General features: G+C 68.5%; 28 protein-coding genes and 1 tRNA gene. 11 read left to right on the top strand and 18 right to left on the bottom strand.

Annotation, left to right across the window (positions count from 1 at the left end; translation table 11 throughout):
* Positions 1-331 precede the first annotated feature (331 nt).
* The 6 genes from GGR12_RS05315 to GGR12_RS05290 all read right to left on the bottom strand — a co-directional run bounded on the left by GGR12_RS05315 (position 332) and on the right by GGR12_RS05290 (position 5,429).
* Entirely contained in the window at positions 332-1,354 is a 1,023-nt protein-coding gene (locus GGR12_RS05315; RefSeq protein WP_221212203.1) for a SphA family protein, read from the bottom strand.
* A gap of 131 nt (positions 1,355-1,485) precedes the next feature.
* Positions 1,486-2,514, bottom strand: coding sequence for a sulfate/molybdate ABC transporter ATP-binding protein (locus GGR12_RS05310; protein ID WP_183203316.1), 1,029 nt, complete (start codon positions 2,512-2,514; stop codon positions 1,486-1,488).
* A 5-nt stretch (positions 2,515-2,519) separates the two neighbouring features.
* Positions 2,520-3,365, bottom strand: a complete 846-nt coding sequence (cysW, locus tag GGR12_RS05305) for a sulfate ABC transporter permease subunit CysW (protein ID WP_183203315.1) — start codon at positions 3,363-3,365, stop codon at positions 2,520-2,522.
* Complete coding sequence (cysT, locus tag GGR12_RS05300; RefSeq protein WP_183203314.1) at positions 3,362-4,210, bottom strand: sulfate ABC transporter permease subunit CysT; 849 nt, start codon at positions 4,208-4,210, stop codon at positions 3,362-3,364. The genes cysW and cysT overlap by 4 nt, the downstream gene beginning before the upstream one ends.
* Entirely contained in the window at positions 4,207-5,223 is a 1,017-nt protein-coding gene (locus GGR12_RS05295) for a sulfate ABC transporter substrate-binding protein (protein ID WP_183203313.1), read from the bottom strand. The genes cysT and GGR12_RS05295 overlap by 4 nt, the downstream gene beginning before the upstream one ends.
* 129 nt (positions 5,224-5,352) lie before the next feature.
* Positions 5,353-5,429, bottom strand: a tRNA-Arg gene (locus GGR12_RS05290).
* A 299-nt stretch (positions 5,430-5,728) separates the two neighbouring features.
* On the opposite strand from GGR12_RS05290, the gene GGR12_RS05285 reads away from it, so the two are divergent.
* Entirely contained in the window at positions 5,729-8,209 is a 2,481-nt protein-coding gene (locus tag GGR12_RS05285; protein ID WP_183203312.1) for a helicase-related protein, read from the top strand.
* A complete protein-coding gene (locus tag GGR12_RS05280) occupies positions 8,206-8,490 on the top strand; it encodes an RNA-binding S4 domain-containing protein (RefSeq protein ID WP_183203311.1) in 285 nt (94 codons plus the stop codon). Before GGR12_RS05285 ends, GGR12_RS05280 begins: the two co-directional genes overlap by 4 nt.
* On the opposite strand, the gene GGR12_RS05275 is transcribed toward GGR12_RS05280, so the two are convergent.
* Positions 8,474-9,100 carry a YceI family protein gene (locus GGR12_RS05275; protein WP_183203310.1) on the bottom strand — a complete coding sequence of 209 codons (627 nt, stop codon included), beginning with the start codon at positions 9,098-9,100 and terminating at the stop codon, positions 8,474-8,476. The two genes, GGR12_RS05280 and GGR12_RS05275, sit on opposite strands and share 17 nt — an antisense overlap.
* Before the next feature lie 146 nt (positions 9,101-9,246).
* Here GGR12_RS05275 and fdxA point away from each other — a divergent pair, with 146 nt between their 5' ends.
* Both fdxA and GGR12_RS05265 read left to right on the top strand, forming a co-directional pair.
* Positions 9,247-9,588, top strand: coding sequence for a ferredoxin FdxA (gene fdxA, locus GGR12_RS05270; RefSeq protein ID WP_183203309.1), 342 nt, complete (start codon positions 9,247-9,249; stop codon positions 9,586-9,588).
* A 344-nt stretch (positions 9,589-9,932) separates the two neighbouring features.
* Positions 9,933-10,484 (top strand): CarD family transcriptional regulator, encoded by a 552-nt coding sequence (locus tag GGR12_RS05265; RefSeq protein WP_183203308.1) that lies wholly within the window; start codon positions 9,933-9,935, stop codon positions 10,482-10,484.
* 57 nt (positions 10,485-10,541) lie between these two features.
* Here GGR12_RS05265 and GGR12_RS05260 read toward each other — a convergent pair whose 3' ends face one another.
* Positions 10,542-10,829, bottom strand: coding sequence for a hypothetical protein (locus GGR12_RS05260; protein WP_183203307.1), 288 nt, complete (start codon positions 10,827-10,829; stop codon positions 10,542-10,544).
* 178 nt (positions 10,830-11,007) lie between these two features.
* On the opposite strand from GGR12_RS05260, the gene GGR12_RS05255 reads away from it, so the two are divergent.
* Positions 11,008-11,955, top strand: coding sequence for a DUF808 domain-containing protein (locus GGR12_RS05255; protein WP_183203306.1), 948 nt, complete (start codon positions 11,008-11,010; stop codon positions 11,953-11,955).
* Between the two features lie 6 nt (positions 11,956-11,961).
* Here the strand turns inward: GGR12_RS05255 and GGR12_RS05250 are convergent, their stop codons facing one another.
* The gene (locus GGR12_RS05250; protein WP_183203305.1) at positions 11,962-12,432 is read right to left on the bottom strand and encodes a DUF3617 domain-containing protein; all 471 of its coding nucleotides are present in this window, start codon (positions 12,430-12,432) and stop codon (positions 11,962-11,964) included.
* 198 nt (positions 12,433-12,630) lie between these two features.
* On the opposite strand from GGR12_RS05250, the gene rpmB reads away from it, so the two are divergent.
* The 3 genes from rpmB to GGR12_RS05235 all read left to right on the top strand — a co-directional run bounded on the left by rpmB (position 12,631) and on the right by GGR12_RS05235 (position 15,368).
* Complete coding sequence (gene rpmB, locus GGR12_RS05245; RefSeq protein ID WP_183203304.1) at positions 12,631-12,930, top strand: 50S ribosomal protein L28; 300 nt, start codon at positions 12,631-12,633, stop codon at positions 12,928-12,930.
* Between the two features lie 274 nt (positions 12,931-13,204).
* Positions 13,205-13,543: an MmcQ/YjbR family DNA-binding protein gene (locus GGR12_RS05240; RefSeq protein WP_183203303.1), complete on the top strand. Its 339-nt coding sequence runs from the start codon at positions 13,205-13,207 to the stop codon at positions 13,541-13,543.
* A 58-nt stretch (positions 13,544-13,601) separates the two neighbouring features.
* Positions 13,602-15,368 (top strand): M1 family aminopeptidase, encoded by a 1,767-nt coding sequence (locus GGR12_RS05235; protein ID WP_343053096.1) that lies wholly within the window; start codon positions 13,602-13,604, stop codon positions 15,366-15,368.
* On the opposite strand, the gene GGR12_RS05230 is transcribed toward GGR12_RS05235, so the two are convergent.
* The 5 genes from GGR12_RS05230 to GGR12_RS05210 all read right to left on the bottom strand — a co-directional run bounded on the left by GGR12_RS05230 (position 15,365) and on the right by GGR12_RS05210 (position 18,493).
* Positions 15,365-16,129: a transglutaminase-like domain-containing protein gene (locus tag GGR12_RS05230; protein WP_343053095.1), complete on the bottom strand. Its 765-nt coding sequence runs from the start codon at positions 16,127-16,129 to the stop codon at positions 15,365-15,367. The genes GGR12_RS05235 and GGR12_RS05230 overlap by 4 nt on opposite strands.
* A gap of 60 nt (positions 16,130-16,189) precedes the next feature.
* Positions 16,190-16,417 carry a hypothetical protein gene (locus tag GGR12_RS05225; RefSeq protein WP_183203301.1) on the bottom strand — a complete coding sequence of 76 codons (228 nt, stop codon included), beginning with the start codon at positions 16,415-16,417 and terminating at the stop codon, positions 16,190-16,192.
* Between the two features lie 78 nt (positions 16,418-16,495).
* Positions 16,496-17,056 carry an HNH endonuclease gene (locus GGR12_RS05220; protein ID WP_183203300.1) on the bottom strand — a complete coding sequence of 187 codons (561 nt, stop codon included), beginning with the start codon at positions 17,054-17,056 and terminating at the stop codon, positions 16,496-16,498.
* A 133-nt stretch (positions 17,057-17,189) separates the two neighbouring features.
* On the bottom strand, positions 17,190-17,837 hold the full coding sequence (locus tag GGR12_RS05215) for a trimeric intracellular cation channel family protein (RefSeq protein WP_183203299.1): 648 nt from the start codon (positions 17,835-17,837) through the stop codon (positions 17,190-17,192).
* The gene (locus GGR12_RS05210) at positions 17,834-18,493 is read right to left on the bottom strand and encodes a DNA-3-methyladenine glycosylase family protein (protein ID WP_183203298.1); all 660 of its coding nucleotides are present in this window, start codon (positions 18,491-18,493) and stop codon (positions 17,834-17,836) included. Before GGR12_RS05210 ends, GGR12_RS05215 begins: the two co-directional genes overlap by 4 nt.
* Positions 18,494-18,620: 127 nt before the next feature.
* Here GGR12_RS05210 and gluQRS point away from each other — a divergent pair, with 127 nt between their 5' ends.
* Complete coding sequence (gluQRS, locus tag GGR12_RS05205; protein WP_183203297.1) at positions 18,621-19,463, top strand: tRNA glutamyl-Q(34) synthetase GluQRS; 843 nt, start codon at positions 18,621-18,623, stop codon at positions 19,461-19,463.
* Here the strand turns inward: gluQRS and ppk2 are convergent.
* A complete protein-coding gene (gene ppk2 / locus GGR12_RS05200; RefSeq protein WP_183203296.1) occupies positions 19,460-20,206 on the bottom strand; it encodes a polyphosphate kinase 2 in 747 nt (248 codons plus the stop codon). The two genes, gluQRS and ppk2, sit on opposite strands and share 4 nt — an antisense overlap.
* 84 nt (positions 20,207-20,290) lie before the next feature.
* Between ppk2 and GGR12_RS05195 the strand changes: the two genes are divergently transcribed.
* Both GGR12_RS05195 and GGR12_RS05190 read left to right on the top strand, forming a co-directional pair.
* Positions 20,291-21,052 (top strand): extensin-like domain-containing protein, encoded by a 762-nt coding sequence (locus GGR12_RS05195; protein WP_183203295.1) that lies wholly within the window; start codon positions 20,291-20,293, stop codon positions 21,050-21,052.
* Positions 21,053-21,262: 210 nt separating this feature from the next.
* Positions 21,263-21,466 (top strand): cold-shock protein, encoded by a 204-nt coding sequence (locus GGR12_RS05190; protein ID WP_183203294.1) that lies wholly within the window; start codon positions 21,263-21,265, stop codon positions 21,464-21,466.
* 15 nt (positions 21,467-21,481) lie between these two features.
* Here the strand turns inward: GGR12_RS05190 and GGR12_RS05185 are convergent, their stop codons facing one another.
* From GGR12_RS05185 to GGR12_RS05175, 3 genes are all read right to left on the bottom strand, one after another.
* Complete coding sequence (locus tag GGR12_RS05185; RefSeq protein ID WP_183203293.1) at positions 21,482-22,390, bottom strand: DMT family transporter; 909 nt, start codon at positions 22,388-22,390, stop codon at positions 21,482-21,484.
* A 234-nt stretch (positions 22,391-22,624) separates the two neighbouring features.
* Positions 22,625-23,200, bottom strand: a complete 576-nt coding sequence (locus GGR12_RS05180) for a hypothetical protein (protein ID WP_183203292.1) — start codon at positions 23,198-23,200, stop codon at positions 22,625-22,627.
* 417 nt (positions 23,201-23,617) lie between these two features.
* On the bottom strand, positions 23,618-25,636 hold the full coding sequence (locus tag GGR12_RS05175; protein WP_183203291.1) for a hypothetical protein: 2,019 nt from the start codon (positions 25,634-25,636) through the stop codon (positions 23,618-23,620).
* Positions 25,637-26,093 lie beyond the last annotated feature (457 nt).

Raw genomic sequence — 26,093 nt, 5'->3', positions numbered from 1 at the left:
TCAGTATGCCCCGATCGCCCACGACAGCCTGAACGGTGGAACGGCAGGCCAGGCACGACTCCACCGTCGCCGGTGATCGACGTCAGTCCGCGGAAATCCATCAGGAAAAAGATGGCCCGGTCTCCAGCTGGGGGGCAATACGGAGACCGGGCCGGGAGGGCGGGCCCACCAAGGCCCGGCTTCGGGGGGAAGTTTCAAACCCGCAAAGCTTGAGCATAGTGATGACGGCTTGGCCGTGGGCACAACCAGGCCAATCGGGCTATGTCTGATGGCAGACGGCGGGACAGCCTGGCGGCTGCCCCGTCATCCGTCGATGCGCGCGACAGATTGGTCAGTGACCGCCGGCGCCGGGCGGCAGGACCATGTGGAGGGGGATGCTGAAGTCGAGCCAGATGGCGTCGCCCTCCAGCCGGTTGACGGCGTCGAACTCGGTCGCGGCGTGCAGGCGCAGGGTGGCGGGACGTCCGGCCATCTCGAAATTGTGGGCGACGGTGACGCCCAGGCCGGTCACCTCGCCCTTGAACGGCCCGAGGCGCGCGCCGGAGCCGGAGTCGCCGGTCAGCTGCTGGAAGCGGTAGGCCTGGACCCCGGCGGACCAGGCGGGTGAGAAGATCTTCTCGACCGAGGCCTCGGCGTGGAACTCCGTGCCGGTGTCGTAGTCGGTGACGTCGTTCTCGCCGTTGAAGGTGACGCCGACCTTGCCCGTGACGTCCCAGCCCTTGTCGCGCCAGGTGGTGGCGAACGAGAGGTCGGCGGCCCAGCGGTGGAAGGCCAGGTTGGCCAACTCGCCCTCGCGATAGTCGCCCGCCGGGATGTTCAGCAGGCCGCTGACCTGAAAGTGGGTGTTCCCCTCGCTCGTACCCCACATGGCCATCAGCACGGGATCGCCGACGACGAAGGCGGAGTCGTTGCGGGACACGCCGACGGAATTGCCCAGCGGACCGGTGATAACCGCGGACACGGTGACGTCCGGCTCGCCCGCCGGAATGATCGCGCCGAAGCCCAGCGCGCCGCCGAGGAAGTCGGTGCTGGGCACCCACAGGACGCTGGCGAAATTGGCGGTGATGTCGGCGTCCAGGCCGGCGACGAGGTTGCCGCCCACGAGGAAGTTCCGCTCGGCCTCGGCCGAGCCCTCGTAGTGGTAGAGGGTGTTGGCGAAGAACACGCCCTGCACCGGCGGCATGATCGCTGTTCCGGGCCCGCCCGATCCGAGCAGATAGAGGCTGGCCCCGCCCTCCGAGGCGCGTGCATCGCCCGCCTGGGCTGCGAGCGCCAGGCCGAGCCCGCAGCCGAGGGCGATCAATGAGCCCCGCATGCGCAGAGGATTGAACGAGTTGATGATCCGCTGACCCATGACCGCGCTCCATTCGCCCAAGGGCGGGACGATGGCCGGGGAGTCCGGGACGGGCTATCCGGTGAAACCCGGATTGGCCGGCGCCGACAGGCGTCGGAAGCGGCAGGATGGCGCCGACGCCACACTGAACCTCAGCGCGGGAACAGGTGGAAGGTTTGCGGCGCCAGGCGGATCGTCTCGCCCGGCCGGGCCCGCGCCAGCGGATCGTCCAGCCCGCGATCCGTATCGACCGTCTGCTTGCCGATCCGGCATTCGATGCGCACCCGGGCGCCGCGCGGGGAGACGGTGAGGACCCTCGCCTCCAGCCCCTGGTCCGCGGGCGTCAGGTCGTCCGGCCGGGTGCAGAACAGGACCTCGCCTTCGGGCGCGCCGGGCGGAGCCGCAGTCTCCCAGCCGTCGACCTGCAGTCGGCCCTGGCTGACCACGCCCGGTCGGTGCAGGGCGGCGCCGAGGAAGTCGTGGACGAAGGGATTGGCCGGGCGCTCGTACAGGGCCTGGGGCGTATCGAGCTGCTGCACCACGCCGTCCTTGAGGATCGCGACGCGGTCGGCGAGGTCGAGGGCCTCTTCCTGGTCGTGGGTGACGAAGACGGTGGTGATGCCGGTCTCGTTGTGGATGTGGCGCAGCCAGCGGCGGAGGTCGCGGCGCACCTTGGCGTCCAGGGCGCCGAACGGCTCATCCAGCAGCAGCATGCGCGGCTCGATGGCGAGGGCCCGGGCCAGCGCCACCCGCTGCCTCTGGCCGCCGGAGAGCTGCGCCGGATAGCGGCCGCCGAGGCCCTTCAGCTGGACGAGGGCCAGCAGCTCCTCGACGCGTTGGGCGATGACGGCGGGGGTGGGCCGGTCGCGGCGGGGGCGGACCTTGAGGCCGAAGGCGATGTTGCGGGCCACCGTCATGTGGCGGAACAGGGCGTAGTGCTGGAACACCAGGCCGATGCGGCGCTCGCGTGGCGTCTGTTTGAGGAAGTCCTCGTTGTCGAAGCGCACCGATCCCGCGTCCGGCGTTTCAAGTCCGGCGAGGATGCGCAGCAGGGTCGTCTTGCCGGAACCGGACGGACCCAGCAGGGCCAGGAACTCGCCGTCGGCGGCCTTGAGGCTGACGTCGTCCAGCGCCGCAAAGCGACCGAAGGATTTGGAGATGGCGGTGACTTCCAGCGGCATTCCGGTCACCGACGACGCGTGGCGGCCAGCTCGCCGGCGTAGCGCCACTCGAGCCCGCTCTTGATCAGCAGGGTGAACAGGGCGAGGCCCGCGAGGCCGGAAGCCACCGCGAACGCGCCGACGAAATTGTACTCGTTGTAGAGAATCTCGACATGCAGCGGCAGGGTGTTGGTCCGCCCGCGGATGTGGCCCGAGACCACCGAGACGGCCCCGAATTCACCCATCGCCCGGGCGTTGCACAGCAGGACGCCGTACAGCAGGGCCCAGCGGATATTGGGCAGGGTGACGGTGAAGAAGGTGGTCCATCCGCCGGCGCCGAGGGTGATGGCCGCCGCCTCCTCGTCCGCGCCCTGCTCCTGCATCAGGGGGATCAGCTCGCGCGCCACGAACGGCAGGGTGACGAGCACGGTCGCCAGCACCAGGCCGGTGGTCGTGAAGATGACCTGCACGCCCAGGTCCTGCATCAGGGGGGCGAACCAGCCGGCGGCCCCGAACAACAGGACCCAGACCAGGCCCGAGATCACCGGCGAGACCGAGAACGGCAGGTCGATCAGGGTGACCAGCAGGTTCTTCCCCTTGAACTCGAAGCGGGCGATGCACCAGGCGGCGGCCACGCCGAAGACGGTGTTCAGGGGCACGGCGATGGCGGCCACGACGAGGGTGAGACGGACCGCGGCCCAGGTGTCCGGCTGACGGAAGGCCTCCAGAAACGCCATGCCGCCCCGGCGGAAGGCCTCCACGAACACCGTGCCGAGGGGCAGCAGGACGATCAGCGCCATCCACGCCGTCGCCAGCCCGATGATCAGCGGGGCCCAGCCGCGTCCGGGCGAGAGACGGGCGGCCCGGCTCATGGCGCAGACCGCCGCACCAGGCGGCCCTGGATGATGTTGAGGATCAGCAGGATGATGAAGGACAGCACCAGCATGGCGAGGCCGATCGCCGCCGCGCCCGCGTAGTTGAACTGCTCCAGCTGGATGATGATCAGGAGCGGGGCGATCTCGGAGCGCAGGGGCATGTTGCCGGCGATGAAGATGACCGATCCGTACTCCCCGACCGCGCGGGCGAAGGCCAGGCCGCATCCGGCCAGCAGCGCCGGCGCGACGGCGGGAAGGATGACCAGCCGCGCGCGCTGAAAAGCGCCGGCGCCGAGCGTTTCGGCGGCCTCCTCGACCTCGCGGTCGACGTCCTCGAGCACGGGCTGCACCGTCCGGACCACGAACGGCAGGCCGACGAAGATCAGGGCGATCAGGACGCCGCGGGGCGTGTAGGCGATCTGCAGGCCCATATCCGCGAACCACGCGCCCAGCGGCCCGTTCGGCGCATAGATGGCGGTCAGGGCGATGCCGGCCACGGCCGTCGGCAGGGCGAACGGCAGATCGACCATCGCATCCAGCAGACGCTTGCCCGGAAAATCGTAGCGCACCAGGGCCCAGGCCACGATCAGGCCCATGACGGCGTTGACCACGGCGGCGACGGCCGCGGCGCCGAAACTGAGACGCAGGGCGGCGAGGGTGCGGGGGTCGGAGAGGACGCGCCAGACCGGCTCCCACCCGCCTTCCCAGGGCCGGACCACCAGGGCGGCGAGCGGGATCAGCACGATGACGGACAGGTAGAAGACGGTGAACCCGAAGGCGAGCGGGAAGCCCGGCAGGACGCCCGGCTCGCGAAAGCGCCAGGACGCCGTCGCCGACGTCACCTACGGCTCGGCTGATAAATGGCGTCGAACACGCCGCCGTCGTCGAAATGGATCTGCTGCACCTGCTGCCAGCCGCCGAAGTCGGCGATGGTGCTGAGCTCCAGCGTCGGGAAGCGGGTGGCGAACCGCGCCGCCGCGACCGGGTTGCGGGGGCGGTAGTAGTGCTCGCCCACCAGCACCTGGGAGGGCTCGGCGTAGAGGAACTCCAGATAGGCCTGCGCCACCGCCCGGCTGCCCTTCTGGTCCACCACGCGGTCGACGACCGCAACCGAGGGCTCGGCGAGGATCGAGTATGGGGGCACGACGATCTCGACCTTGCCGGGGCCCAGTTCCTCGACGGCGAGGAAGGCTTCGTTCTCCCAGGCCAGAAGCACGTCGCCGATGCCCCGCTGCACGAAGGTGGTGGTGGAGCCCCGCGCGCCGGTGTCCAGCACAGGGACGTGGCGGAACAGCTCGGTGACGAAGGCGCGCGCGGTCGCCGCAGACCCGCCCGGCCGGCGCAGGGCGTCGCCCCAGGCCGCGAGGTAGTTCCAGCGCGCGCCGCCGGAGGTCTTGGGATTGGGGGTGATGACCTGGACGCCTTCCTTGATCAGGTCGGGCCAGTCGCGAATGCCTTTCGGATTACCCTGGCGGACAAGGAAGACGATGGTCGAGGTGTAGGGCGCGGAGTTGAAAGGCAGCCGCTTTTCCCAGCCCGTGGCGATCAGCCCGCGCTTGGCGATCTGGTCGATATCTCCGGCGAGGGCGAGGGTGACGACGTCGGCCGCCAGTCCGTCGATGACCGATCGCGCCTGTCGTCCGGAGCCGCCGTGGGACTGCTCGACCGTGACGCCCGGATGCCCCTGCCGGCGCCATTCGGCGTCGAAGCGGGGGTTGTAGGCCTGGTAGAGCTCGCGGGTCGGATCGTAGGAGACGTTGAGCAGCCGGGCGCCGGGCTCCGGCTCCTGCTGGGGGGAGCATCCCGCGAGGACGAGCGCGCCGGATCCCAGGAGAACCTCTCGTCGGCCCAGCATGACCCGCCTCCGCGATGACAACGGAGGTTCAGGGACGTTGAAAATTCAACGTCAGGCAAGGAGGTAACAGGCGTATCGCCGAAAGGTGATCCCGCGCCGTCCCTGCGTGATCGGGCGACGAAAGGGCGATGGCGACCCCGGCAGGACTCCAACCTGCGACCTCGGCTTTAGGAAAGCCTTGCTCTATGCAGCTGAGCTACGGGGCCAACGCAGGGCTGACCTAGCCGAGGCGCGGGCGCTGGGGAAGCGGCCCGACGCCGCGATTTGCCGCCTGATCCGAAAAACCGTTGCCCGGCCTCGACAGGCTTCGCAATGTTGTTGTGGTTAATCCATCTTAAGATACAATATCTTGTAGGGAACAAATCCCGAATCGGGCCGTGTCATTGATTCGGTCCTGATTCGTTTCGTGCCTGTTCCGCCCCGACAGGCTTCGCCGTTTACCGCGGTCACGGCCGCGAGACTCCGGCTTGAGGAACGCGTCGGGAAACGCCACCTTTCCAGACAGATGAGTGATCGCGGCACAGGCCTGCCCCCGTCGCGCGTAACGGCGATCCTGGGGCCCACCAACACCGGCAAGACCCACCTGGCGGTCGAGCGGATGCTGGGTCACGCCTCGGGCATGATCGGCCTGCCGCTGCGGCTGCTGGCGCGCGAGATTTACGACCGGATCGTCAAACGGCGCGGGGCGGCGGCGGTGGCGCTGATCACCGGCGAGGAAAAGATCGTCCCGCCACGGCCGCACTATTTCGTCTGCACGGTCGAGGCGATGCCGCTGGAGCGGACGGTCGAGTTCCTGGCCGTGGACGAGATCCAGCTGATCGCCGACCCGGAGCGCGGGCACGTTTTCACCCAGCGGCTGCTGCATGCGCGCGGGCGGTTCGAGACGATGTTCCTGGGCGCGGGGACGGCGGCGGCGCTGATCCGCAAGCTGGTGCCGGACGTCGAGATCGTGTCGCGCGAGCGGCTGTCGACCCTGAGCTACGGCGGATCGAAGAAGCTGACCCGCCTGCCCCGGCGCAGCGCGATCGTCGCCTTCAGCACAGAGCAGGTCTACGCCATCGCCGAACTGATCCGGCGCCAGCGCGGCGGGGCGGCGGTGGTGATGGGCTCGCTGAGCCCGCGCACCCGCAACGCCCAGGTGGAACTGTTCCAGTCGGGCGAGGTGGACTTCCTGGTGGCGACCGACGCCATCGGCATGGGTCTGAACATGGACGTCGACCATGTGGCCTTCGCCGGTCTGCGGAAGTTCGACGGACGGCGGACGCGCTGGCTGCACGCGCATGAGATCGGCCAGATCGCCGGGCGGGCCGGGCGGCATCTGCGCGACGGGACCTTCGGGGTGACGGGCGAGTCGCTGGAGCTGGATCCCGACGTGGTCGAACAGGTGGTCGAGCACCGCTTCGATCCACTGGAGGCGGCGGAGTGGCGCAACGCCCGGCTGGACTTCGACACCCTGCCCGACCTGCTGCGCTCGCTGACGGTGTCGCCGAACACCTTCGGGCTGCGGCTGACCGAACCGGCGCTGGACGAGACCCTGCTGCGGCGGTTGTCAAAGGACGAGGACGTGGCGCGGGTGGGCCGTTCGCGCGGAGCGATCATGCGGCTGTGGGAGGCCTGCCAGCTGCCCGACTTCCAGAAGACGACGCTGGATGAGCACGGGCGGCTGGCCAAGGACATCTTCCAGGCGCTGACGGGCAAGCGGGGACGGCTGACCGACGACTGGATCGCGCCGCGCTTCGCCGCCCTGGATCGCGACGACGGCCAGATCGACCAACTGTCGGCGCGCCTGAGCGGGGTGCGGACACTGAGCTATATCGCCAACCGACCCGACTGGCTGGACCAGGCCCAGGGCTGGCGCGACCGGACCAGGGCGCTGGAGGAGCGGCTGTCCGACGTGCTGCACGAGCGGCTGACGGCGCGGTTCGTGGACCGGCGCACCACCGCCCTGATGCAGGCGCTGAACGTGCGCGGCGACGCCGTGGCCCAGGTCGAGGACGACGGCGAGGTGATCGTCGAGGGCCATGCGGTCGGGCGGCTGTCGGGCGTCGACTTCCAGATCGACAAGGGCTCGACCGCGCTGGAGGACAAGGCGCTGCGGCACGCGGCGCGGCAGGCGGTGACGCCCGAGATCGCGCGGCGGCTGGGCCATCTGGCGGCCGAGGCGGACGAGGCGTTCGCGGTGACGCCGGACGGGTCCGTGCTGTGGCGCGGGGTGATCGCCGGTCGGGTGATCGGCGGCGAGCCCTTCTCGCCGAAGGTCCGGCTGCCTGGAGACCTGGGCCCGCCGGCGGCGCGCGAGCGGGCGCAGAAGCGGCTGGAGGCCTGGCTGGCCGGCGAGGCCGGACGTGCGCTGCGGCCCCTGCGTCGGCTGAAGGGCGCGATCGAGGGCGGGACGATCAAGGGCCTGCCGCGCGGCGTGGCCTACCGGCTGGTCGAGGCCGGGGGCGTGCTGGACCGGCGCGACGTGGAACGCGACCTGGCGGCGCTGAGCCAGGCGGAGCGGCGGACGCTGAAGGCGTTCGGCGTGCGGCTGGGCGCGCATTCGGTGTGGCTGCCGGCGCTGCTGAAGGAGCGCGGCAAGGCGGTGGCCCAGGCCTTCGTGGCCGACGAGCCATTCCGGCCGAAGGCGTCAGGGCTGACCCTGCTGCCCTCCCCGCCCCCGTCGGTGAAGCTGATGTCGGCCTTCGGCCTGCGGACGGTGGGCCGGTTCGCGGCGCCGGTGGAGCTGCTGGAGAGCCTGACCGAGCGACGGGCGAAGGGCGAAGGGCGGCTGTCGGACGCCGACCTGGGCGAACTGGGTCTGACCGTCGAGGAGGCGAAGGCGCTGCTGGCCGGACTGAAGACGACTCGGGCGCAACAGCCCGACCGCGATGATCGCGCGCCGAAGGTCGTGAAGGACTCGCCGTTCGCGGCGCTGTCGGTCCTGACCCAGGCCAAGGCGGCGCCCGCGCGCCGCAAGCGGCCCCGCCGCCGGACCGCCGGATGAGCGATCCCGGCTGCCGCATAGACGTGTGGCTGTGGCGCGCGCGGTTCGCGAAGACGCGGTCGCTGGCGGCGGCGATGGTCGAAAACGGCGCGGTGCGGCTGACCCATCACGGCAGCCAGACCCGGCTCGACAAGCCCAGCCGCAGCGTTCACGTTGGCGACCGGCTGATGTTCGCGCTCGGCGGACGTCTGGTCGAGCTGGAGGTGTTGGCGCTGGGCGAAAGGCGCGGGCCCGCCGAAGAGGCCCGCGCCCTGTACGTCGCCCTTACGGCTGAAGGATGAACTCGCCTTCGATGTGCAGTTCGACCTCGTCGCCCAGGCCCATCGGGATGCCGTAGGTGATGCCGAAGTCAGAGCGTTTGATGGTCGCCTCGCCGTCGAAGCCGGCGCGATAGGTCCCGCCCATCGACGGACCGGCCTGGTTGAAGTCGACCTCCATGGTCACCGGACGGGTGACGCCGCGCAGGGTCAGGTCGCCGACGACGGTGGCCTCGGTCGGATCATCGGCGTCCACAGTCACCGAACGCGAGACGAAGGTCGCGGTCGGATGGTTGGCGGTGTCGAAGAAGTCCGGCGTCTGCAGGTGGCCGTTCAGGCCGTCGCTGCCCGAGTTCACGTCCGTCAGCGGGATGATGGCGGTCAGCGACGACGCCGACGGGTTGGCCGGATCCAGCTTCAGCTCGGCCTGCACGTTCACGAACTGGCCGGTGTAGGTCGAGAAGCCCAGGTGGCTGACGGACCAGGTGACCTTGCCGTGGTCGGAATCCAGCTTGTAGGCGCCGGCGGTGACTTCGGCCGGGACCTGGGTCAGGGCGGACTGGGCGACCACGCCACCCGCGGCGACGAGGACGAGGGAGGCGACGCCGACGGCGGCGAAACGGGAAAGGCGCATGGGGGCTCCGGCTATCTGTAATAGTGACAGATACCAAATAGCCGCAAATCGCCCCGCCGCAACCCCCGAACCGCCGTCAGGTTGACAGTTTGCGCCCGCAGGGTCATCTGCGCGTCCCGCGCCCTCACCGAACGCCCGCCCCGCCCATGACCTACATCGTCACCGACGCCTGCGTCCGCTGCAAGTTTATGGACTGCGTCGAGGTGTGCCCGGTCGACTGCTTCTATGAAGGCGAGAACTTCCTGGTCATCGCCCCGGACGAATGCATCGACTGCGGCGTCTGCGAGCCCGAGTGCCCGGTCGACGCCATCAAGCCGGACACCGAGGACGAGCCCGACGGCAAGTGGCTACAGGTCAACGCCGAATACGCCAAGGTCTGGCCGAACATCACGGTCAAGGGCACGCCCCCGGCCGACAAGGAGCAGTTCGAGCGCGAGACCGGCAAGTTCGAGAAATACTTCTCCGAGAAACCCGGCAAGGGTTCCTGAAACTCCGACGCGTACGGCGGCGCTGTCGCGAACGATTCACGGCCCGCTGTCGGAATCCGGAGAGGATTTCCAGCCTTCCCCACACTGACGCTGTGGACGTTTTGAAATTCTGCGGATTTGTGATAGGTTCCTGTCATTGGTTCGGGCGGTCTGCGATTTCTTCGCGCCGCCCGCGTTTGCGACAGAATCCCGGCCATGTAGTCGGGATCGGCCAGAGGTTTGGTGATCCGTTTCCGCATGTGACGATTGAATTGAACTCACCGACGGGAACCCCGGCGGCGTTCGTTCTATTGTCTATGCGCCTTCGCCTCGCCCTCCCCGCCTGAGCCGGGAAAGGAAGTGACATGACGAGCAAGTCCGGTCTGGAATTCAAGGTAGGCGACGCTGTGGTCTACCCGGCGCATGGCGTCGGCAAGGTGGCGGCGGTCGAGACGCAGGAAGTGGCGGGTATGTCGCTGGAAGTCTACGTCGTGACCTTCGACCACGAGAAGATGACCCTGCGCGTCCCCACCAAGAAGGCGAAGACCGCCGGCCTGCGTTCGCTGGCCGCCGACGACGTGGTGACCAAGGCGCTGACGACCCTGAAGGGCCGCGCTCGCATCAAGCGCACCATGTGGTCGCGTCGCGCCCAGGAATATGAAGCCAAGATCAACTCGGGCGACCTGATCTCGATCGCCGAAGTCGTTCGCGACCTGCACCGCGCCGAAAGCCAGCCGGAACAGTCGTACTCGGAGCGTCAACTGTACGAGTCGGCCCTGGACCGCATGGCCCGCGAAGTCGCCGCCGCCAACAAGATCGACAAGGACGCGGCCGTCGAGCTGCTCGGCAAGTCGCTGAGCGCCAAGAAGGCCGCCGCTCCGGCCGTCGCCGAGACGGAAGAAGCCGAAGCCGCCTGATCCGGCGACATCGCTGAATAAAGAAAGGCCCGGGAGCGATCCCGGGCCTTTTGTCTTTCAGGCGACCGCCCAGGCCCAGACGGCCAGGACGAGGGCGATGACCGCGAGGCCGACCACCGTCCGGTAGACCGGCGCGGAGATCCTCGAGGCCGCGACCTCGTACAGAAGACCGGCGCCGATCAGGACGCCGCCGGCGAACAGGAAGTCGAGCGTGGTCCAGTTGACCTCGCCGGTGAACTGCATGGCGACGGCCGGCAGGACAAGCAGGCCCGCGATCACGCCCCAGCGGAGGATCCGCCGGATGTTGGCGCCCTGACGCCCGTCGTGTCTCTCTACATTGGTCATCGCCTGCCCTGCCTCTGCATAAGTGAGGACGGCACCCTGCCCGGGCGCCCGGTGAGCGGCATGAGCAAAGCGTGAGGCTTTGCTGAGAAATCACGGACCGGGATGCGGGGCCCGGATCGACACGCGGGCGCGGGCGGCCTACCTCTGCAGCCTTCTCCCCTCTGATTGTGATTGCGCGATGCCCTCCGGACTTATGGCCCTGCTCGACGACGTGGCGGGGATCGCGAAGATGGCGGCGGCGTCGGTCGACGATGTCGGCGCGGCCGCGGGCAAGGCGGCCACCAAAGCCACGGGCGTGGTCATCGACGACGCGGCGGTGACGCCGAAATACGTCACCGGCCTGTCGCCCAGCCGCGAGCTGCCGATCATCTGGAAGATCGCGAAGGGATCCCTGCGCAACAAGCTGCTGCTGATCCTGCCGGTCGCCCTGCTGCTCACGTCCTTCGCGCCCTGGGCGATCACCCCGATCCTGATGCTGGGCGGCGCCTACCTCTGTTTCGAGGGGGCCGAGAAGGTGATGGAGGTCTTCGGCGGAGGGCATGGGCACGACGACACGCCCGTTACAGACGACCCGGCGCACCTGGAGAAGTCTACCGTCGCAGGCGCCGTGCGGACCGACCTGATCCTGTCTGCCGAGATCATGGCCATCGCCCTGGCCGACGTGGCCCACCAACACCTGGCGACCCAGGCCGGCGTGCTGATCGTCGTCGGCCTCGGCATGACGGTGGTGGTCTATGGCGCGGTGGCGCTGATCGTGAAGATGGACGACATCGGCCTGCACATGGTCGAGAAGCCGTCGCGCCTGTCGCAATCGATCGGCCGCGGGCTGGTCAAGGGCATGACGGTGGTCATGTCGTCCCTGTCCGTCATCGGCACCGCCGCCATGCTGTGGGTCGGCGGCGGCATCCTGCTGCACGGCTCCCATACGCTGGGCCTCGCCTGGCCGGCCGAGCCGGTCGAGCATCTGGCCCACGCCGTCGCAGGCGCGTTGGGCCCCGTCGGCGGCGTGGCCGGCTGGCTGACCACGGCGGTGATCTCGGCCATCCTCGGCCTGATCGTCGGCGCCGTGATCGCCCTGGTCATGCATCAGATCGCCCGGCTCAAGCCCGGCAAGGCCGCGCACTAGGCCGGATCAGAAATACTCGGCGTCGGCCGGGCACTGGGCGGCGATGCGGCGTGCGGTGATGCTGGCGGGCAGATAGGGCGTGCCGCGGGCCAGCTGGGCCCCGCCGGTGAAGCGGAAGCTTTCCTGCTGGTAGGTGCCGTTCAGACGCACCCGGACCTGGCGGCCCTTGCGGTCGGTGCAGGTGCCCTCGAAGCGCGCATTGCCGTTGCCGACCTGGCGCACCGGATATTCGCAGCGCCAGCGTCGCGTCGACAGGCCGCCGAAGAATCGGTTGATCTCGGACGGGCGCACGCATTTGGTTTCGGTGTCGCTGACGCCCACGGCGCTGGTCGTATATTCCCAGTAGCCGGGCAGGACGGTGTCGGCGCTGGCCTGCGCCTTCATGGCCGCCTGCGGCGTGGCGGGCGCGCCCAGGAACAGCGCGGCGGCGACCACAGGCGCGGCGACGGCGGCAGTACGGATCAGGACGGACTTCATTCGTGCCCCTTCAACGGAAACTCGCTTCGTGACTTGTAGCGATATATGGCCGGATTTGAACGGGGCCTGAACGGTCGGACGCCTTGACGGGGCGAGGACTCTTCATCTATACGCCCCACCTCTCGCGCGGGACGTCCTCCCGCGCGCACCTGTTTCACGCGTCCCCCCGCTTCCGGACGCCGCCTGAAGGATAGTCAGATGTCGCGTCGTTGCGAACTCACCGGTATCGGCCCGATGGTCGGCCACAGCGTGAGCCACTCGAACATCAAGACCAAGCGCCGGTTCCTGCCGTCGCTGAAGGCCGTCAAGGTGACCTCGGACTCCCTGGGTCAGACCTTCTCGCTGCGTATCTCGAACGCCGCGCTGCGCACCCTCGACTACAAGGGCGGCCTGGACGCCTTCATCGTCAAGGCTCGCGACGAGCAGCTGTCGATCGCCGCCCAGCGCATCAAGCGCCAGGTGAAGGCCAAGCTGGCCGAGCAAGCCGCCGCCGCCTGAGGCAGCGACTGCAGCAAGACTTGAAGGGCCGGTGGAAACACCGGCCCTTTTGCTTTGGGCGGCATCCGCCGCGAAGCGGCAAGCGACGGATAGCTGCGACGGCTGGTCAGTTGCTTCACAACGAACACGACGAGGCACAACGAGCACGTCGGGTTCCGTGCATGGCTCAGGCCCCGTTGTGCACGTTGTGCCTCGTCCTGTCCGTGGTGATGAACCTTTGAGGCCCGCTTCGCGGGATTTGGACTTTGCCGCCCGCGCCGTCACACTCGGCCCCATGACCCGCGACGAGATGTTCGCCTACGCCCTGACCCAGCCGGGCGCCGAGGACTCCACCCTGCACGGCGGGCGCTGCGTGCGGGTGCGCGGGCACTGGATCGTCAACGACAACGCCGACCCGACCGCCCTCGCCCTGGCGCTGGACCGGGCGACGGTGGACTTCCTGATGGCGACCGAGCCGCAGACCTATTTCCAGACCCCGCATTTCGAGGGCTGGCCCGCCGTGCTGGTGCATTTCGAGGCGGCGGACGACGCGCGGCTGAAGGAGCAGATCGACAAGGCCTGGGCGCGGCGGGCGACCAGGGCGCAGCGGAAGGCGCGCGGCCTCGAGGCGTGACAGTTGCGCGGGCGGCGGCGGACGGCCAGTCTGCGCCCCTGTCCGTCGGGAGCCGTCCGTGTCCGCCACCATTCGCAGCGCAGCCCTGATCGGCGCATCCGTCCTGACCCTTGCCGGCTGCGCCTCGGCCGAGCCCGACTATATGGCCGTCGTGCCGACCGGCCGGCCGGAGCCCGCGGCGGTGATCCAGACGCCGGTGCGCGAATCGACCGCCTTCACCCTCGGCACAGACCAGCCGCGCGCGCCCGAACAGCTGGCCATGCAGTTCGACAAGGCCGACCTGTCGATCAAGGTCCTGCCCGACCAGAAGGCGATCGACGCCGTGGCCGTGCTGGACTTCACCGCGACCAGCCGGCTGGAGGCCGTGGTGGTCGAGCTGGACACCCTGCTGGCCGTGTCCTCGGTCCAGGTCGACGGCCAGGAGATCGGCCCGGACGGCTGGAGCAATCCCGAAGGCCGCATGACCATCCGCCTGCCGCAGCCGGTCGAGGCCGACGGCAAGGTCTCGGTGCGCATCGCCTATGCCGGCCAGCCGCGCGTCGCGCCCCAGGCGCCGTGGGACGGCGGCTTCGTCTGGGCGACCGCCCCCTCGGGCGAGCCATGGATCGCCACCGCCATCCAGCCCGAGGGCTGCGACATCTTCTGGCCCTGCATCGACCATCCGGCGGCCGAGCCGAAGCGGGTGGACCTGCACATCACCGTGCCGTCGAACCTGTCGGCCCCGTCGAACGGCCGTTTCCTGGGGACGGTCGACCACGGCGACGGCTGGACCACCTGGAACTGGTCGGCGGCCAATCCGAACACCTATGCCATCGCGCTGAACATCGGGCCGTACGTCGAGCTGAAGGCCGACTACCGCAGCCGGTTCGGCAACACGGTGCCGATGTCGTTCTGGCATCTGCGCTCGGACGATCCGGTGAAGGCGCAGGCCCTGTTCGACCAGTTCACGCCGATGATGGACTTCTATGAAGCCACGGTCGGCCCCTTCCCGTTCGGCGACGAGAAGATGGGCGTGGTCGAGACGCCCCACCTGGGCATGGAGCACCAGACGATCAACGCCTACGGCAACGCCTACAAGCTGGACGGCAAGGGCTACGACTGGCTGCTGCACCACGAACTGGCGCACGAGTGGTTCGGCAACCAGATGACCAACCGCAACGCCGACGACATGTGGCTGCACGAGGGGCTGGGCAGCTATATGCAGCCGCTGTACCTGCGCTGGCTGCATGGCGACCGCTACATGCAGGCCGAACTGCTGGAGCAGCGCAACCAGCTGAAGAACCGGTTCCCGGTCGTGTCCGGCGAGGAGCGGACCGAGGACGAGGTCTACAAGGACGACGCCGGCCCCGGGCTGGACCTGTACAACAAGGGCTCGCTGATCGCGCACTCGCTGCGCATGCTGATCGGGGACGAGGCCTTCTTCCGCTCGGTGACGCGGCTGGTGTACGGGCGGCCCGATCCGCAGCCGGGCAATTTCACCACCCGCTCGGCCACAACCGACGAGTTCCTGGCCATCGTCAACGAGGAGTCAGGCCGCGATCTGACCTGGTTCTTCCAGGGCTATCTGTACCAGGCCGTCCTGCCCGACCTGCGCCAGACGCGCGACGGGAACACGCTGACGCTGGAGTGGATCACGGGCGACGGCGCGGCCTTCCCCATGCCGGTCGAGGTCGAGATCGACGGACGGCGCACGGTCGTGCCGATGACCGGCGGCCGCGGCCGGGTCACGGCGCCGGCCGGCGCCCATGTGCTGATCGACCCCGGGAACAAGATCCTGCGCCGCGACGTGTTCATCGAGGAATGGAAGGCCCAGCCCGGCGCCTAGACCGCCTCGGCGGTCACCGACTGGCGCACCAGGCGGACGTCGCCCTGGGTGGTCAGGAAGGCGATGTCGGCGGCGTCACGGCCGCAGGCGATGCGCACCAGCCCCTCGACCGGCGCCAGGCCCGTCGGATCGACCAGCCACCAGCCGTTCGACAGCCAGATTTCGAAGATGGCGTGAAAGTCGGGCGGGGTCAGCTGATGGGCGTAGGCGCTGACCGCCCGCGCGGGAATACCCGAGGCGCGGCAAAGGGTGATGCCCAGATGGGTGAAATCGCGGCATACGCCGGCGCGATCGATGAAGGTGCGCGAGGCCGTGGTCTCGGTGTCCGAGACGCCGGGCTCGTATTCGATGTTCTCGCGGATCCATTCTAGGATCTTCAGCACCCGGTCGCCGCCGGTGGTGCCGCCGAACGTGCGGTCGACGAACCGGCCGAACTGGTCGGACGGGCAATAGCGGCTGGGGTTCAGATAGGTCAGGACCTCGGCCGGAAGGTCGTTCCAGTCGTGCTGGACCGTGACGGCGGGCAGGCCTTTCAGCGAGCCGTTATCGACGACCGCCTCATAGGTCAGGGCGACCTCGCCGGACAGGTGGGCGCGCAGGGTCCTGGCGCCGAACTCATCGTCTTCGTTTTCGATGAAGTCGACGTGGGGAACCGTGACCAGCCGTTCCTCAAGGACGTGCTGACCCGGCCAGTGGGCGACCTGGATCTTGTAGATCGCGTCAGTGGGCGGTTCGAAGCGCCAGGTCAGATTGGCGCGCACACGGATTTTCATCGGCGCTGACTGGCCGACACCCGCGCGCGCGTCAATCGGTCTGCGACCTTAGTCGCTATCGGAATCGTCGCCACCGACAACCACGATCGTGGCCGCGATAATGCCGGCGATTGCGAGAATGCCTACGATCGGAATCCCACCAAACTCACTGGAAGCCTCGGCACGTGGGCCGACGCGATCACCGACACGGGCGACGCTGGTCGCCTGATTGGCGGCCACGGCTTGACCAGCCACCAGCAACAGGCCGGCGGTGACGGCTGCGATAACCTTCTTCATGTGTCCCTCCTTGCGGGGTGCGCGACAGGACCAACCGCGGAAGCGCTGCAAGGTTCCACCGGAGGGGGAAATTTTCGGTCAGGGCTCCAGCTCGATGTCCCAGTAGAGGTAGTCGAGCCAGCTCTGGTGAAGGTAGTGCGGCGGGAAGCGCCGACCCAGCTCCTGGAGCTGCCAGGCGTTGGGGCGGTGAGGTTCGCGGCGCATCGGCATGCCCGCCTGACCGGGGGTCCGGCCGCCCTTCCGCAGGTTGCAGGGGCTGCAGGCGGCGACGATGTTCTCCCACGTCGTGCGACCGCCCCGCGACCGCGGGATGACGTGGTCGAACGTCAGCTCGGCGCTGTCGCCGCAGTACTGGCAGGCGAAGCCGTCGCGCAGGAAGACGTTGAAGCGGGTGAAGGCGGGCTGGCGATCCTGGTCGATGTAGCTCTTCAGCGCGATCACGCTGGGCAGCTGCAGCTCCATCGAAGGACTGCGCACGACCTTGTCGTAGACGGACACGACGTCGACCCGGTCCTGATAGACGGCCTTGACCACTTCCTCCCACGGCCAGATCGACAGCGGATAGTAGGATAGCGGGCGAAAGTCGGCGTTCAGCACCAGCGCGGGCCAGCCGGACGGGGGGCGGGTCAGGACCTGCATCAGGCCCTCTCCGCCGGGAGCAGGGTTATCGACGCGACAGGACTGAAGACACGTCTCCTTCCCTAGTCTGTGGATGAATCCTAGTCCTGATTCGAACGCTTGGCGATGACCGCAAGGCGATGGTTTCGCGACATCAGCGGACCACGGTTCCCGGGAAGGCGGGCAGGCTCCAGCCCCAGGCGAGCGCCCCGGCGCGGAGAGCGAAACCGAGGCCGGCGCCGAGGAAGGCGGCCGGCCAGGCGTCGAGGCCGAGCACGCGGGCGACGACGAAGGCGGTCGCCGCCAGCAGGGCGGCGGAGACGGTGATCTCGCGTCGCAGCAGGATCGAGGGCTCGCCCGCCAGCAGGTCGCGCACGACGCCGCCGAAGCAGGCCGTCAGGGCGCCCATGACGATGCAGATCAGGGGCGCGATGCCCGCCGCCTCGGCCTTGGCGGCGCCGAGCACGCCGTAGGCGGCCAGGCCGATGGCGTCGAGCCACAGCAGGGCGCGGAAGCGCCAGGGGCGGGCGCCGACCAGCCAGACCGCGACCGAGGCCGCCAGACAGACGGCGATGTAGCGCCAGTCATGCACCCAGAAGACCGGCGAGCCGATCAGCAGGTCGCGCAGGGTGCCGCCGCCGACGCCGGTGATGGCGCCGAAGAAGGCGAAGGTGACCAGGTCGTGCTTCTGGCGCGCGGCCGCCAGCGCCCCGGTGGCCGCGAAGACGGCGACGCCGGCGAAATCCAGAACGCCGAGGACGGTCTCGGGGTTGGCGAGGGCGGGATCGACGATGGGGGTCAAGCGGGCGGGGTCTCCTCGAGCGCGATCTCGCCACGCTTCACCCCGCCATACCAGCCCCAAAGCAGATGCGCCGCAACGCTTCGATGCGGACGCCACGCTTCGGACCGCAGATAAGCCTCCTTCTCGCGCGGCCGCAGCGCCGCGCCGTCGGCCCAGCGCATCGCCTCCTGCAGGGCGATATCGCCGGCCGGAAAGACGTCCAGCCGTCCTTCGCAGAACATCAGGAAGGTCTCGGCCGTCCATTTGCCGACGCCCTTGATGGCCGTCAGCTTCGCCACCGCCTCCTCGTCCGACAGGCGCTCCAGATGGTCGAAATCGATCAGGCCCTCGACGTGGGCGCGGGCGATCTCATGGCCGTAGCGGGCCTTCTGGCCGGACAGGCCGAAGCTGCGCAGGGTCTCGAAATCCTTCGCCAGCACCGCCTCGGGCGTGACCACCCCGTCCAGGCCATCGACCACGCGCTTCCAGATCGCCGCGGCCGACGCCACCGAGACCTGCTGCTCCACGATCATGCGGAACAGGCCCTCGAAGCCACCCCTGCGCAGCCGCCATTCGAACGGCGGGGTCTGGGCGTGCGCGCGCGCCAGGGCCGGATCGAGGGCGGTCAGCGCGTCGCGGGCGGCGGCGATGTCCGAGAGCGTGGGGGTGGCGGGCATGGAACCTCGTCGACAGGCGAATGCGGCCGATCTAATCGTTCGGCATGGGCAATCTGGACGATCTTCCGGACCTGGGCACCCCCGCGTCGGGTCTACGATGTCCGGAAACCGCCGGGCGGGATCCGCGATGAACTTCATCACCCGCTTCGCCCCCTCGCCCACCGGACGCCTGCACAAGGGGCATGCCTTCTCGGCCCTGACCGCGTGGACCGCGGCGCAGGCGGCGGGCGGCCGCTTTCTGCTGCGGATCGAGGACATCGATCCGACCCGCTGCAAGCCGGAGTTCGACGCCGGGATCATCGAGGACCTGACCTGCCTGGGACTGGACTGGTACGGGCCGGTGCGGCGGCAGTCGGAGCACCTGCCCGACTATGCGACCGTGGTGGACGTGCTGGACCGGCGCGGCCTGCTCTATCGCTGCTTCCGGACCCGCAAGGAGATCCTCGACGCCATCGGCGACGCGCCGCACGGGCCGGCCGAGGCGGTTCGGCCGGGTCCCCATCTCGCCGACGAGGAAGCCGCCATGCTGGCGGAGGGCCGCGCCTTCGCCTGGCGGCTGTCGCTGGACCGGGCCCGCGAGGCGCTGGGCGACCGGGCATGGTCGGCGATGGCCTTTGTCGAGGAAGGCGATGGTGAGCGCGGCCTGATCCCGGCCCGGCCCGAGACCGCCGGAGACGTGGTCGTGGCCCGCAAGGACGCCGGCACGGCCTACCATGTGGCGGTGACCCACGACGACGCGCTGCAGGCCGTGACCCATGTGATCCGCGGCCAGGACCTGTTCGAGGCGACGCACATCCAGGTGCTGATCCAGACCCTGATGGGCTGGCCGACGCCGGTGTATCGCCACCACCGCCTGATCACCGGCGAGGACGGTCGGCGGTTCGCCAAACGGGACGGGTCGGTGACTCTGGCCCAGCTGCGGGCGGACGGGCTCAGCGCCGCGACGCTGAGGGCGGAACTGGGCTTCTAGCGGAACAGCTTCCCTCCATTGCCCGCGGCGGGGAAGACGACGTCGGGGTCGGGGGCCTCGGCCTTGGCGCCGGGACCGCCGATGGTGCGCAGGATGTGGCGGATGATGTTCAGCCGCGCCTGCTTCTTGCGGTCGGTGGCGACCACGGTCCATGGCGCATAGCGGTGGTCCGTCTCGGCCAGCATGCGGTCGCGGGCTTCGGTATAGGCGTCCCAGCGGGCCTGGGCCTCGGCGTCCAGCGAGGAGACCTTGAAGCGCTTCAGCGGGTCCTCGACGCGGGCGGCCAGGCGCTCGGCCTGCTCCTTCTTCGAGATGTCGAGCCACAGCTTGATCAGCACGATGCCGTCGTCGGCCAGCATGTGCTCGAACCGCGGCGCGTCCTTCAGGAATTGCTCGTGCTGCTCGGGCGTGCAGAAGCCCATCACCGGCTCGACGCCCGCCCGGTTGTACCAGGAGCGGTTGAACAGCACCGTCTCGCCCGCCGCCGGCAGAAGCGGCGTATAGCGCTGGAAATACCACTGGCTGAGGTCGTGGTCGGAGGGCTTGGGCAGGGCCACCACCCGCGTCTGCCGGGGCGACATGTATTCGGTCAGCCGCTTGATCGCGCCGTCCTTGCCGGCGGAGTCGCGGCCCTCGAAGACGATGACCGTGCGGCGGCCCTTGTCGATGGTCCAGGCCTGGGTTTCGACCATCAGAACCTGAAGCCGTTCCAGCGCGTCGTCGTAGTCGTCGGACTTGCCCATAGGCGGAACATGAGCCTCGCGGGACGAAGGGACAAGCCGCCCGCCCTTCCGTCCGCCGCCATGCATGGTTAAGCCTGTCGGACGATGGATCGGGACCTCGCGGATTTCTGGAACCTGATGTGGGAGCTGGCGCTGGGCCTGTGCGCCGGCTTCGCCCTGCTGAACGCCTTCGCGCCGAACCAGGACCTGCCGTGGAAGCCGCTCGATCTGAGCCACCCGATCGGCCAGGCGACGGCGGCCAAGATCGAGGATTTCGAGCTGACCCGCACCGCCGCGGCGGAGGAGGTCACCGCCGTCACCGACGCCTGCATCCAGCTGTTGCGCGACGCCGGGGTGCAGGTCGAGCGGGCCGAGGACCGGGACGACGGCGGCTTCTGCGTCGTGCGCGGCGCGGTCCGCATCACCGGCGGCGACGTCACCCCGCTGAGCCCCGGCGGCCTGGTCATGCAGTGCCCGCTGGCGGTGCGCTACGTCATCTGGGACCGCCAGGTGCTGCAGCCGGCGGCCGAGGCCGCGCTGGGCTCCCGCGTCGCCCGGGTCGAGAACTACGGGACCTATTCCTGCCGCCGCATCTACAACAGCAAGGACGCCGCCCACCGCCCGTCCGAGCACGCCCGGGCCAATGCGCTGGACGTCTCGGGCGTCGTCCTGGAGGACGGCCGCACCGTCTCCGTGGCCGACGACTGGAGCGGCCAGGGCCCCGCCGGGGCGGACGGCAAGACCTTCCTGCAGCGGGTTCGCGAGGGCGCCTGCCGGACCTACGCCACGGTTCTGAGCCCCGACTACAACGCCGCTCACCGCGACCACCTGCACCTGGACGGCTCCGCCACGGGCCTGTGTAGTTGACCCCGCGGTAACGACGTTCCCGTCGCGAGGGAATCGCATTGCCTGTTGACCGACCCGGAATTGCGCGAGAGAACTTCGCCGCAGTCCGGATTTCGCGCGGCCTCCACACCCGTGCACTGCTCCTTCTTACTGAACGAGCTTGTCCAGATGGGCTGACGGGCGTCCCTCACAGGGGCGTCTGCCTGGAAAGAGCGTTTAGGAGACGCAGACATGGCGACCGGCACGGTCAAGTGGTTCAACCCGACCAAGGGTTTCGGTTTCATCCAGCCTGATGGCGGCGGTCAGGACGTGTTCGTTCACGTCACGGCCGTTCAGAAGGCAGGCCTGCAAGGCCTGGATGAAAACGCCAAGGTTTCGTACGAGCTGGAATCCCAGCGCGGCAAGACCTCGGCGGTGGATCTGAAGATCCTCTAAGGTCGACACCACAATCTATGAGACGGGCGCGGCGGCTTCGGCTTCCGCGCCTTTCTTTTGCGCGCTCGCCCACTGCGCCAGCACGATCGCGGCCAGCACCACGGCGCCGCCGACCATCTGCACCGGCGTCATGGTCTCGTGGAAGATCAGCCAGCCGAGGCCGGCGGCGACGACCGGCTGGATCAGGATGGTCACGGCGGTCAGCGAGGCGGGCAGCTTGCCCAGCGACCAGGCCACTCCGCCCTGCCCGACCACATGCATGACGCCCATGGCGACGCAGGCGGCCCAGCCGTGCCAGGTCTCGGGCGTCAGGTCCTCGCGCAGCACCAGCGACACCACCAGCAGCAACGGCAGGCCCAGGCCCGTCGACCACAGCATCACCCGCATGGCCCCCGCCGTCCGCCGCGCCGCCTTCACCGCCAGGAAGTAGCCGGCGTACCAGAGCGCCACCGACAGCGAGAACAGGTCGCCCAGCCGCGGATTGCTGCCCTGGTTTCCGTCCGCCCCCGCCGACATGGCGAAGGCCCCGATCATGGCCAGGGCGATGGCCGCCACGAACAGCGCCTTCGGCCGCTCGCGGTACACGAACCAGCCGAACAGGGTCACCACGACCGGCGTCAGGTTGCAGAGCACGGTGGCGTTGGCCACCGAGGTCATGACGATGCCGTAGTGCCAGAACGACAGGTCCAGCACGAAGAACAGCCCCGCCAGGGCCATGAATTTCGACGGCGTCCCGATCCCCTCCCCGCCCGGCCGCGCCGTGAGGAACAGCAGCAGCGGCATGGCGAAGACGAAGCGCCAGAACCCCGCCGCGGCGGGCCCGGTCTCGGTCAGCCGCACCAGGATGGGCGCCAGGCCCAGCACGCAGGCGGCGATCAGCAGGACGATCAGGGCGAGGGTGCGGGACTGGGGTGCGGCGGGCATGGGGGAGATATATCGGATTCCTTCTCCCCTTGCGGGAGAAGGTGGCTCGCGAAGCGAGACGGATGAGGGGTGGCGTCCGGCGGGGGTCGGGTGGGGCGGATGGGGACGGGTCGGAGAGACCCCTCATCCGGCCCTCCGGGCCACCTTCTCCCGCAAGGGGAGAAGGACAAGAAGGACGGGAGTCCCCGCCCCGTGGAAAATCCCCAAACCCGCCACTTCGGAGACATTCGACCCTCATGCGGCGCCCTCCCCGGCGGCGGCGCGGACCGCGGCGAGGCGGGCGAGTTCGGTTTTGAGGTCCTGATACTCGGGCGGCAGGTCCCCGCCGGCGACAAGGGTCTCGGCCAGCGACAGGGCCTTCTCGCGCAGGAACATGCGCATCATGCCCTGATGCGCCTCGAACCGTTCCTCCTCCTGCGCCACGTCGCTGTCGGCCCAGTCGAGCAGGCCGTCGAGGCGGGCGATCTCGGAGGCGGCGCGGGCCAGCCGCACGGCGTTCAGCCCCTCGCCCGACTTCACCGCATGGGCCGCATTGGCCAGCGCCCGGCGGGCGAGGTCGGCGGGGCGGATGTGCAGGGGCGAGGTCCACGCCTCCATGACCTTGTCCTCGGTCAGGGCGTCGGGGTCGGCCTTGGGCTTCCGCGCCGGTTCAGGCGGGCGCGCGGCGGGCACGCCGCTCGCGCCGCCGGCCCAGACCGAGGCCGGTCCCCGCCAGGGCGTGGCCTGGGCGGCGTAGAGCCGCTTGGTCCAGCCCTCGCGCCGCGCCCGCTTGCGGATCGCCCCCTCCGACACCCCGAACCGCGCCCCCACCGTCGGCGCCGACAGCCCCGACAGATAGGCGCCCCGGATCAGGCTCCAGGTCTACGGACTGACGGTGCGGTAGGTGGTCGTCGGTCGTTTGCGACTGAAGTTTTGCGACATTCGCTCCCCTCCCCGGCCGCGCTCGCGCGGCGAAAGGCGGGGATTATGGAACGCCGGTACGTCAGTTGCGGACGTAGGCGGGGGCGGGTGGGACGGGCTGGGGGCGGGGTGTGGTGGGATGGGAGGGGGCGGGTTTCTCGGACACAACTTTCGTCATCCCGGCGAAAGCTGGGACCAGCGGCGCCGCAGGCGAAATCGTCGATGGCGGCCGCGCGCCGCTGAGTCTGGTCTGCGCGGCTGCGCGGCTGGCGGAGGATGACGAAAGCGGAGCGGCGAACGACTTCACCACTCCGCCTTAGTCCATCGTTATCCGGCCGCCTCTGGGTCCTCGCCCTCCCAGACGTCTTCGAGCGATGGATTGGCGTCGTACTCGTCATCAACGTCCGGTTGGGCAGGTTCCGGCCGCGTCCCATATGCCTTGCGATATGAACGCGCCCACACCACCAACTCTTCGTCGGTACGGCGAAGGATGCTGCGCCATTCTTCGGTCAATCGCGGTTCAACCCCCTTGCTTTCCACCAGAGGACTGCCGTCATGCCCCGTCACATTGCACAGCGCATGAAAGGCACCATCCAGAGCTTCGATGGCTCCGCTAAGCGCAGCTACCGCAGCGTTGTACCTGTCGGTAGGAGTGTCGCCGGAATCCACAGCCTTAGCCTTGCCGGGGGGCGGATACTCGTTCCGCAGGTAGACATCATTCAACGCAATGGCTGAACCGTCTTCCCGAGTACGAATAGTCCCAGCGTCGTCCACAGCACGAAGGCTCTCACGTCCCTCGGAATAGTCCTGCAATGCTTGGCCGAGCTGGACGACACCGTGGACGCTCCGACGCATCGCGTCGATAACTTCGCCCGGGGTCCGGCGATCGGGAAGCCCCGACGTCGAACCGCGCGAAGCGCTGAGGCGCTGTGTCACCACCAAGGGATAGGCGGCACGGACCGCGAGTTCCACGGTAGCCGGTCCTGGCTCGTCAGTATCGCCGCTACCGATCGCAGCGCGAACTTCGCTGACCGCGGCGTTCACCAGCGCCTCGGTTGTCCTTCCCGTCGCCGCCCAGTTTGCCTTATGGACGGGTTTGCCGAACGCGAAACGCAAATACCGGCGGATCTGGTCAACCTTCGCGGGCTCGTCAGACACAGCACGCAAGATCAATGCGGTGGCCAAATCATTGGTGAGCTTGGTCGTAATGTGTTTCCGAGTCGACTGGCTGGTCACGGCGACGCGAATAGCTTCGACGAACCTGGCATCGTCGTTCGCCAGAAGATCGACGATCTGCGCCGCGCGCAGAACGGGATCATCTGGCAGATGAGCTGCCCGTGCCTCATCACGCGTACACGATCCCGCAAAATACTCCTTCTGAGCCTTCGAAATCAGATGTCTGCGATACATCTCGTCCAACACTTCGTCGGCGAGCGACTCATTCTCGGGACCTTCTCCCCACGGTTTGGGGGGGTCTACATGGCGAAGAGCAACGAAGGATTTGACCGCCGTCGGAAAGCCCGTTGTTCCTCCGGTGTGAGGCAAGAAGCCAACCAAGATGAGTGCGGGGATGCGCTCGCACCGCAGGGCAACCGTAGCATTGGCATCATGTTCGCCGCGTTCGAACTGTTCATTCAGCCGTTTGATGTGCGCGCGGAACTTAGTGTCCTCCTCATCATACGGCACATCAGAAGATCGCACCTGAAGGATGTCATGGACAGCGGTCGTGCGAGAAGAGCCTTCTGCAGTCGTCAGCGAGGTCACTGGTGAGGTGCCGTCAGCATGAATATAGGTGGTTGCCACCAACCACACTGCCTCCATCACGCCCTGCGATGCGATAGAACGGCGCCAGTCGTTTTCTGCGAGCACGAAAGAGGCGGCTTGCTGCGAAGCCCACGTCAGGTGGTCCCGATTCTCGACATCCACAGCAAGTTCGGCCCCTTGGGGAGCGCCCTCATCCAGCGGTCGCGGCTCGGGCAGCGGCCGGAACTTGGAATCTTCCCCGCCACTGCCGGGGTCAACGGCAAACGGATGGCGCCGCCAAGGCAGAGTACGGGGATTGCGCGGATCGGGCATGCAGCGACGCGACCAGACGGCAGTGCGGATGCCAAAGAGGGTGCCGCCAGGCACAGAGATGCGCTCGACGTCAGGGTCATCTGGTTCGCCGATGGCCTTACGCACCTCCGACGGATCGACTACGGCGTTGGAGATAGCCCGCGCAGAGGCCTCGCTAAGAGCGAATGCGTTGATCAAGCGCTCCATCAAAGCGTTGCGAGATTTTGAATGCGCATATTCAGGCAGAGCTTCCACCGGACGGGGAAGTACGTGGTCATTGCTGTTGGACATGAGGTTTTTCCTCGGCGACCTTGTCGCCATGTTCATTCTGCGAAGAACCTGTGCGGGCTGCCGCAATGGACAGCCCGCACGGCCCTAGATTGAGGGCCTAGAGGGACTGGCTCTTGAGCCGGCGCTTGAGTTCGGCGAGAAAGTTACGCAGTCCCCGGTGATCCGAGGGAGTGTCGGGACCGAACACGGGACCGGCCATGGCAGGGTGTTCAAAACGCCAGTGGCCACCACGTGTTTTGGTGATCACAAAGCCGTCGCTCGCGAGAGCACGGCGAAGTTTCTTCATCTCAGAAGTAGCTGACATAACGGTTCCTTGGCGGGCGGCCGTCAGCGCACGACTAAACGGCCGCAACAGGGGTTGCAGGGCCGAGGTGCCAAGGAGTGAGGAGATCGCTCCATTGCGCATCCTCCTTCCGCTTACCGGGAAATCCCCGGCGTCACCGAAGGCGGCGACAGC

The sequence above is a fragment of the Brevundimonas lenta genome (assembly GCF_014196335.1).
Classification (GTDB): Bacteria; Pseudomonadota; Alphaproteobacteria; order Caulobacterales; family Caulobacteraceae; genus Brevundimonas; species Brevundimonas lenta.
Note: the sequence above shows the minus strand (reverse complement) of the source record. Positions and strands in the feature narration are given on the sequence as shown.

Excerpts from the sequence above, each read along its gene's own strand:
- GGR12_RS05315 (WP_221212203.1), bottom strand. The coding sequence starts at position 1,354 with ATGGGTCAGCGGATCATCAACTCGTTCAATCCTCTGCGCATGCGGGGC.
- GGR12_RS05310 (WP_183203316.1), bottom strand. The coding sequence starts at position 2,514 with ATGCCGCTGGAAGTCACCGCCATCTCCAAATCCTTCGGTCGCTTTGCG.
- cysW (WP_183203315.1), bottom strand. The coding sequence starts at position 3,365 with ATGAGCCGGGCCGCCCGTCTCTCGCCCGGACGCGGCTGGGCCCCGCTG.
- GGR12_RS05295 (WP_183203313.1), bottom strand. The coding sequence starts at position 5,223 with ATGCTGGGCCGACGAGAGGTTCTCCTGGGATCCGGCGCGCTCGTCCTC.
- GGR12_RS05285 (WP_183203312.1), top strand. The coding sequence starts at position 5,729 with ATGAGTGATCGCGGCACAGGCCTGCCCCCGTCGCGCGTAACGGCGATC.
- GGR12_RS05280 (WP_183203311.1), top strand. The coding sequence starts at position 8,206 with ATGAGCGATCCCGGCTGCCGCATAGACGTGTGGCTGTGGCGCGCGCGG.
- GGR12_RS05275 (WP_183203310.1), bottom strand. The coding sequence starts at position 9,100 with ATGCGCCTTTCCCGTTTCGCCGCCGTCGGCGTCGCCTCCCTCGTCCTC.
- fdxA (WP_183203309.1), top strand. The coding sequence starts at position 9,247 with ATGACCTACATCGTCACCGACGCCTGCGTCCGCTGCAAGTTTATGGAC.
- GGR12_RS05265 (WP_183203308.1), top strand. The coding sequence starts at position 9,933 with ATGACGAGCAAGTCCGGTCTGGAATTCAAGGTAGGCGACGCTGTGGTC.
- GGR12_RS05260 (WP_183203307.1), bottom strand. The coding sequence starts at position 10,829 with ATGACCAATGTAGAGAGACACGACGGGCGTCAGGGCGCCAACATCCGG.
- GGR12_RS05255 (WP_183203306.1), top strand. The coding sequence starts at position 11,008 with ATGCCCTCCGGACTTATGGCCCTGCTCGACGACGTGGCGGGGATCGCG.
- GGR12_RS05250 (WP_183203305.1), bottom strand. The coding sequence starts at position 12,432 with ATGAAGTCCGTCCTGATCCGTACTGCCGCCGTCGCCGCGCCTGTGGTC.
- rpmB (WP_183203304.1), top strand. The coding sequence starts at position 12,631 with ATGTCGCGTCGTTGCGAACTCACCGGTATCGGCCCGATGGTCGGCCAC.
- GGR12_RS05240 (WP_183203303.1), top strand. The coding sequence starts at position 13,205 with ATGACCCGCGACGAGATGTTCGCCTACGCCCTGACCCAGCCGGGCGCC.
- GGR12_RS05225 (WP_183203301.1), bottom strand. The coding sequence starts at position 16,417 with ATGAAGAAGGTTATCGCAGCCGTCACCGCCGGCCTGTTGCTGGTGGCT.
- GGR12_RS05220 (WP_183203300.1), bottom strand. The coding sequence starts at position 17,056 with ATGCAGGTCCTGACCCGCCCCCCGTCCGGCTGGCCCGCGCTGGTGCTG.
- GGR12_RS05210 (WP_183203298.1), bottom strand. The coding sequence starts at position 18,493 with ATGCCCGCCACCCCCACGCTCTCGGACATCGCCGCCGCCCGCGACGCG.
- gluQRS (WP_183203297.1), top strand. The coding sequence starts at position 18,621 with ATGAACTTCATCACCCGCTTCGCCCCCTCGCCCACCGGACGCCTGCAC.
- ppk2 (WP_183203296.1), bottom strand. The coding sequence starts at position 20,206 with ATGGGCAAGTCCGACGACTACGACGACGCGCTGGAACGGCTTCAGGTT.
- GGR12_RS05195 (WP_183203295.1), top strand. The coding sequence starts at position 20,291 with ATGGATCGGGACCTCGCGGATTTCTGGAACCTGATGTGGGAGCTGGCG.
- GGR12_RS05190 (WP_183203294.1), top strand. The coding sequence starts at position 21,263 with ATGGCGACCGGCACGGTCAAGTGGTTCAACCCGACCAAGGGTTTCGGT.
- GGR12_RS05185 (WP_183203293.1), bottom strand. The coding sequence starts at position 22,390 with ATGCCCGCCGCACCCCAGTCCCGCACCCTCGCCCTGATCGTCCTGCTG.
- GGR12_RS05175 (WP_183203291.1), bottom strand. The coding sequence starts at position 25,636 with ATGTCCAACAGCAATGACCACGTACTTCCCCGTCCGGTGGAAGCTCTG.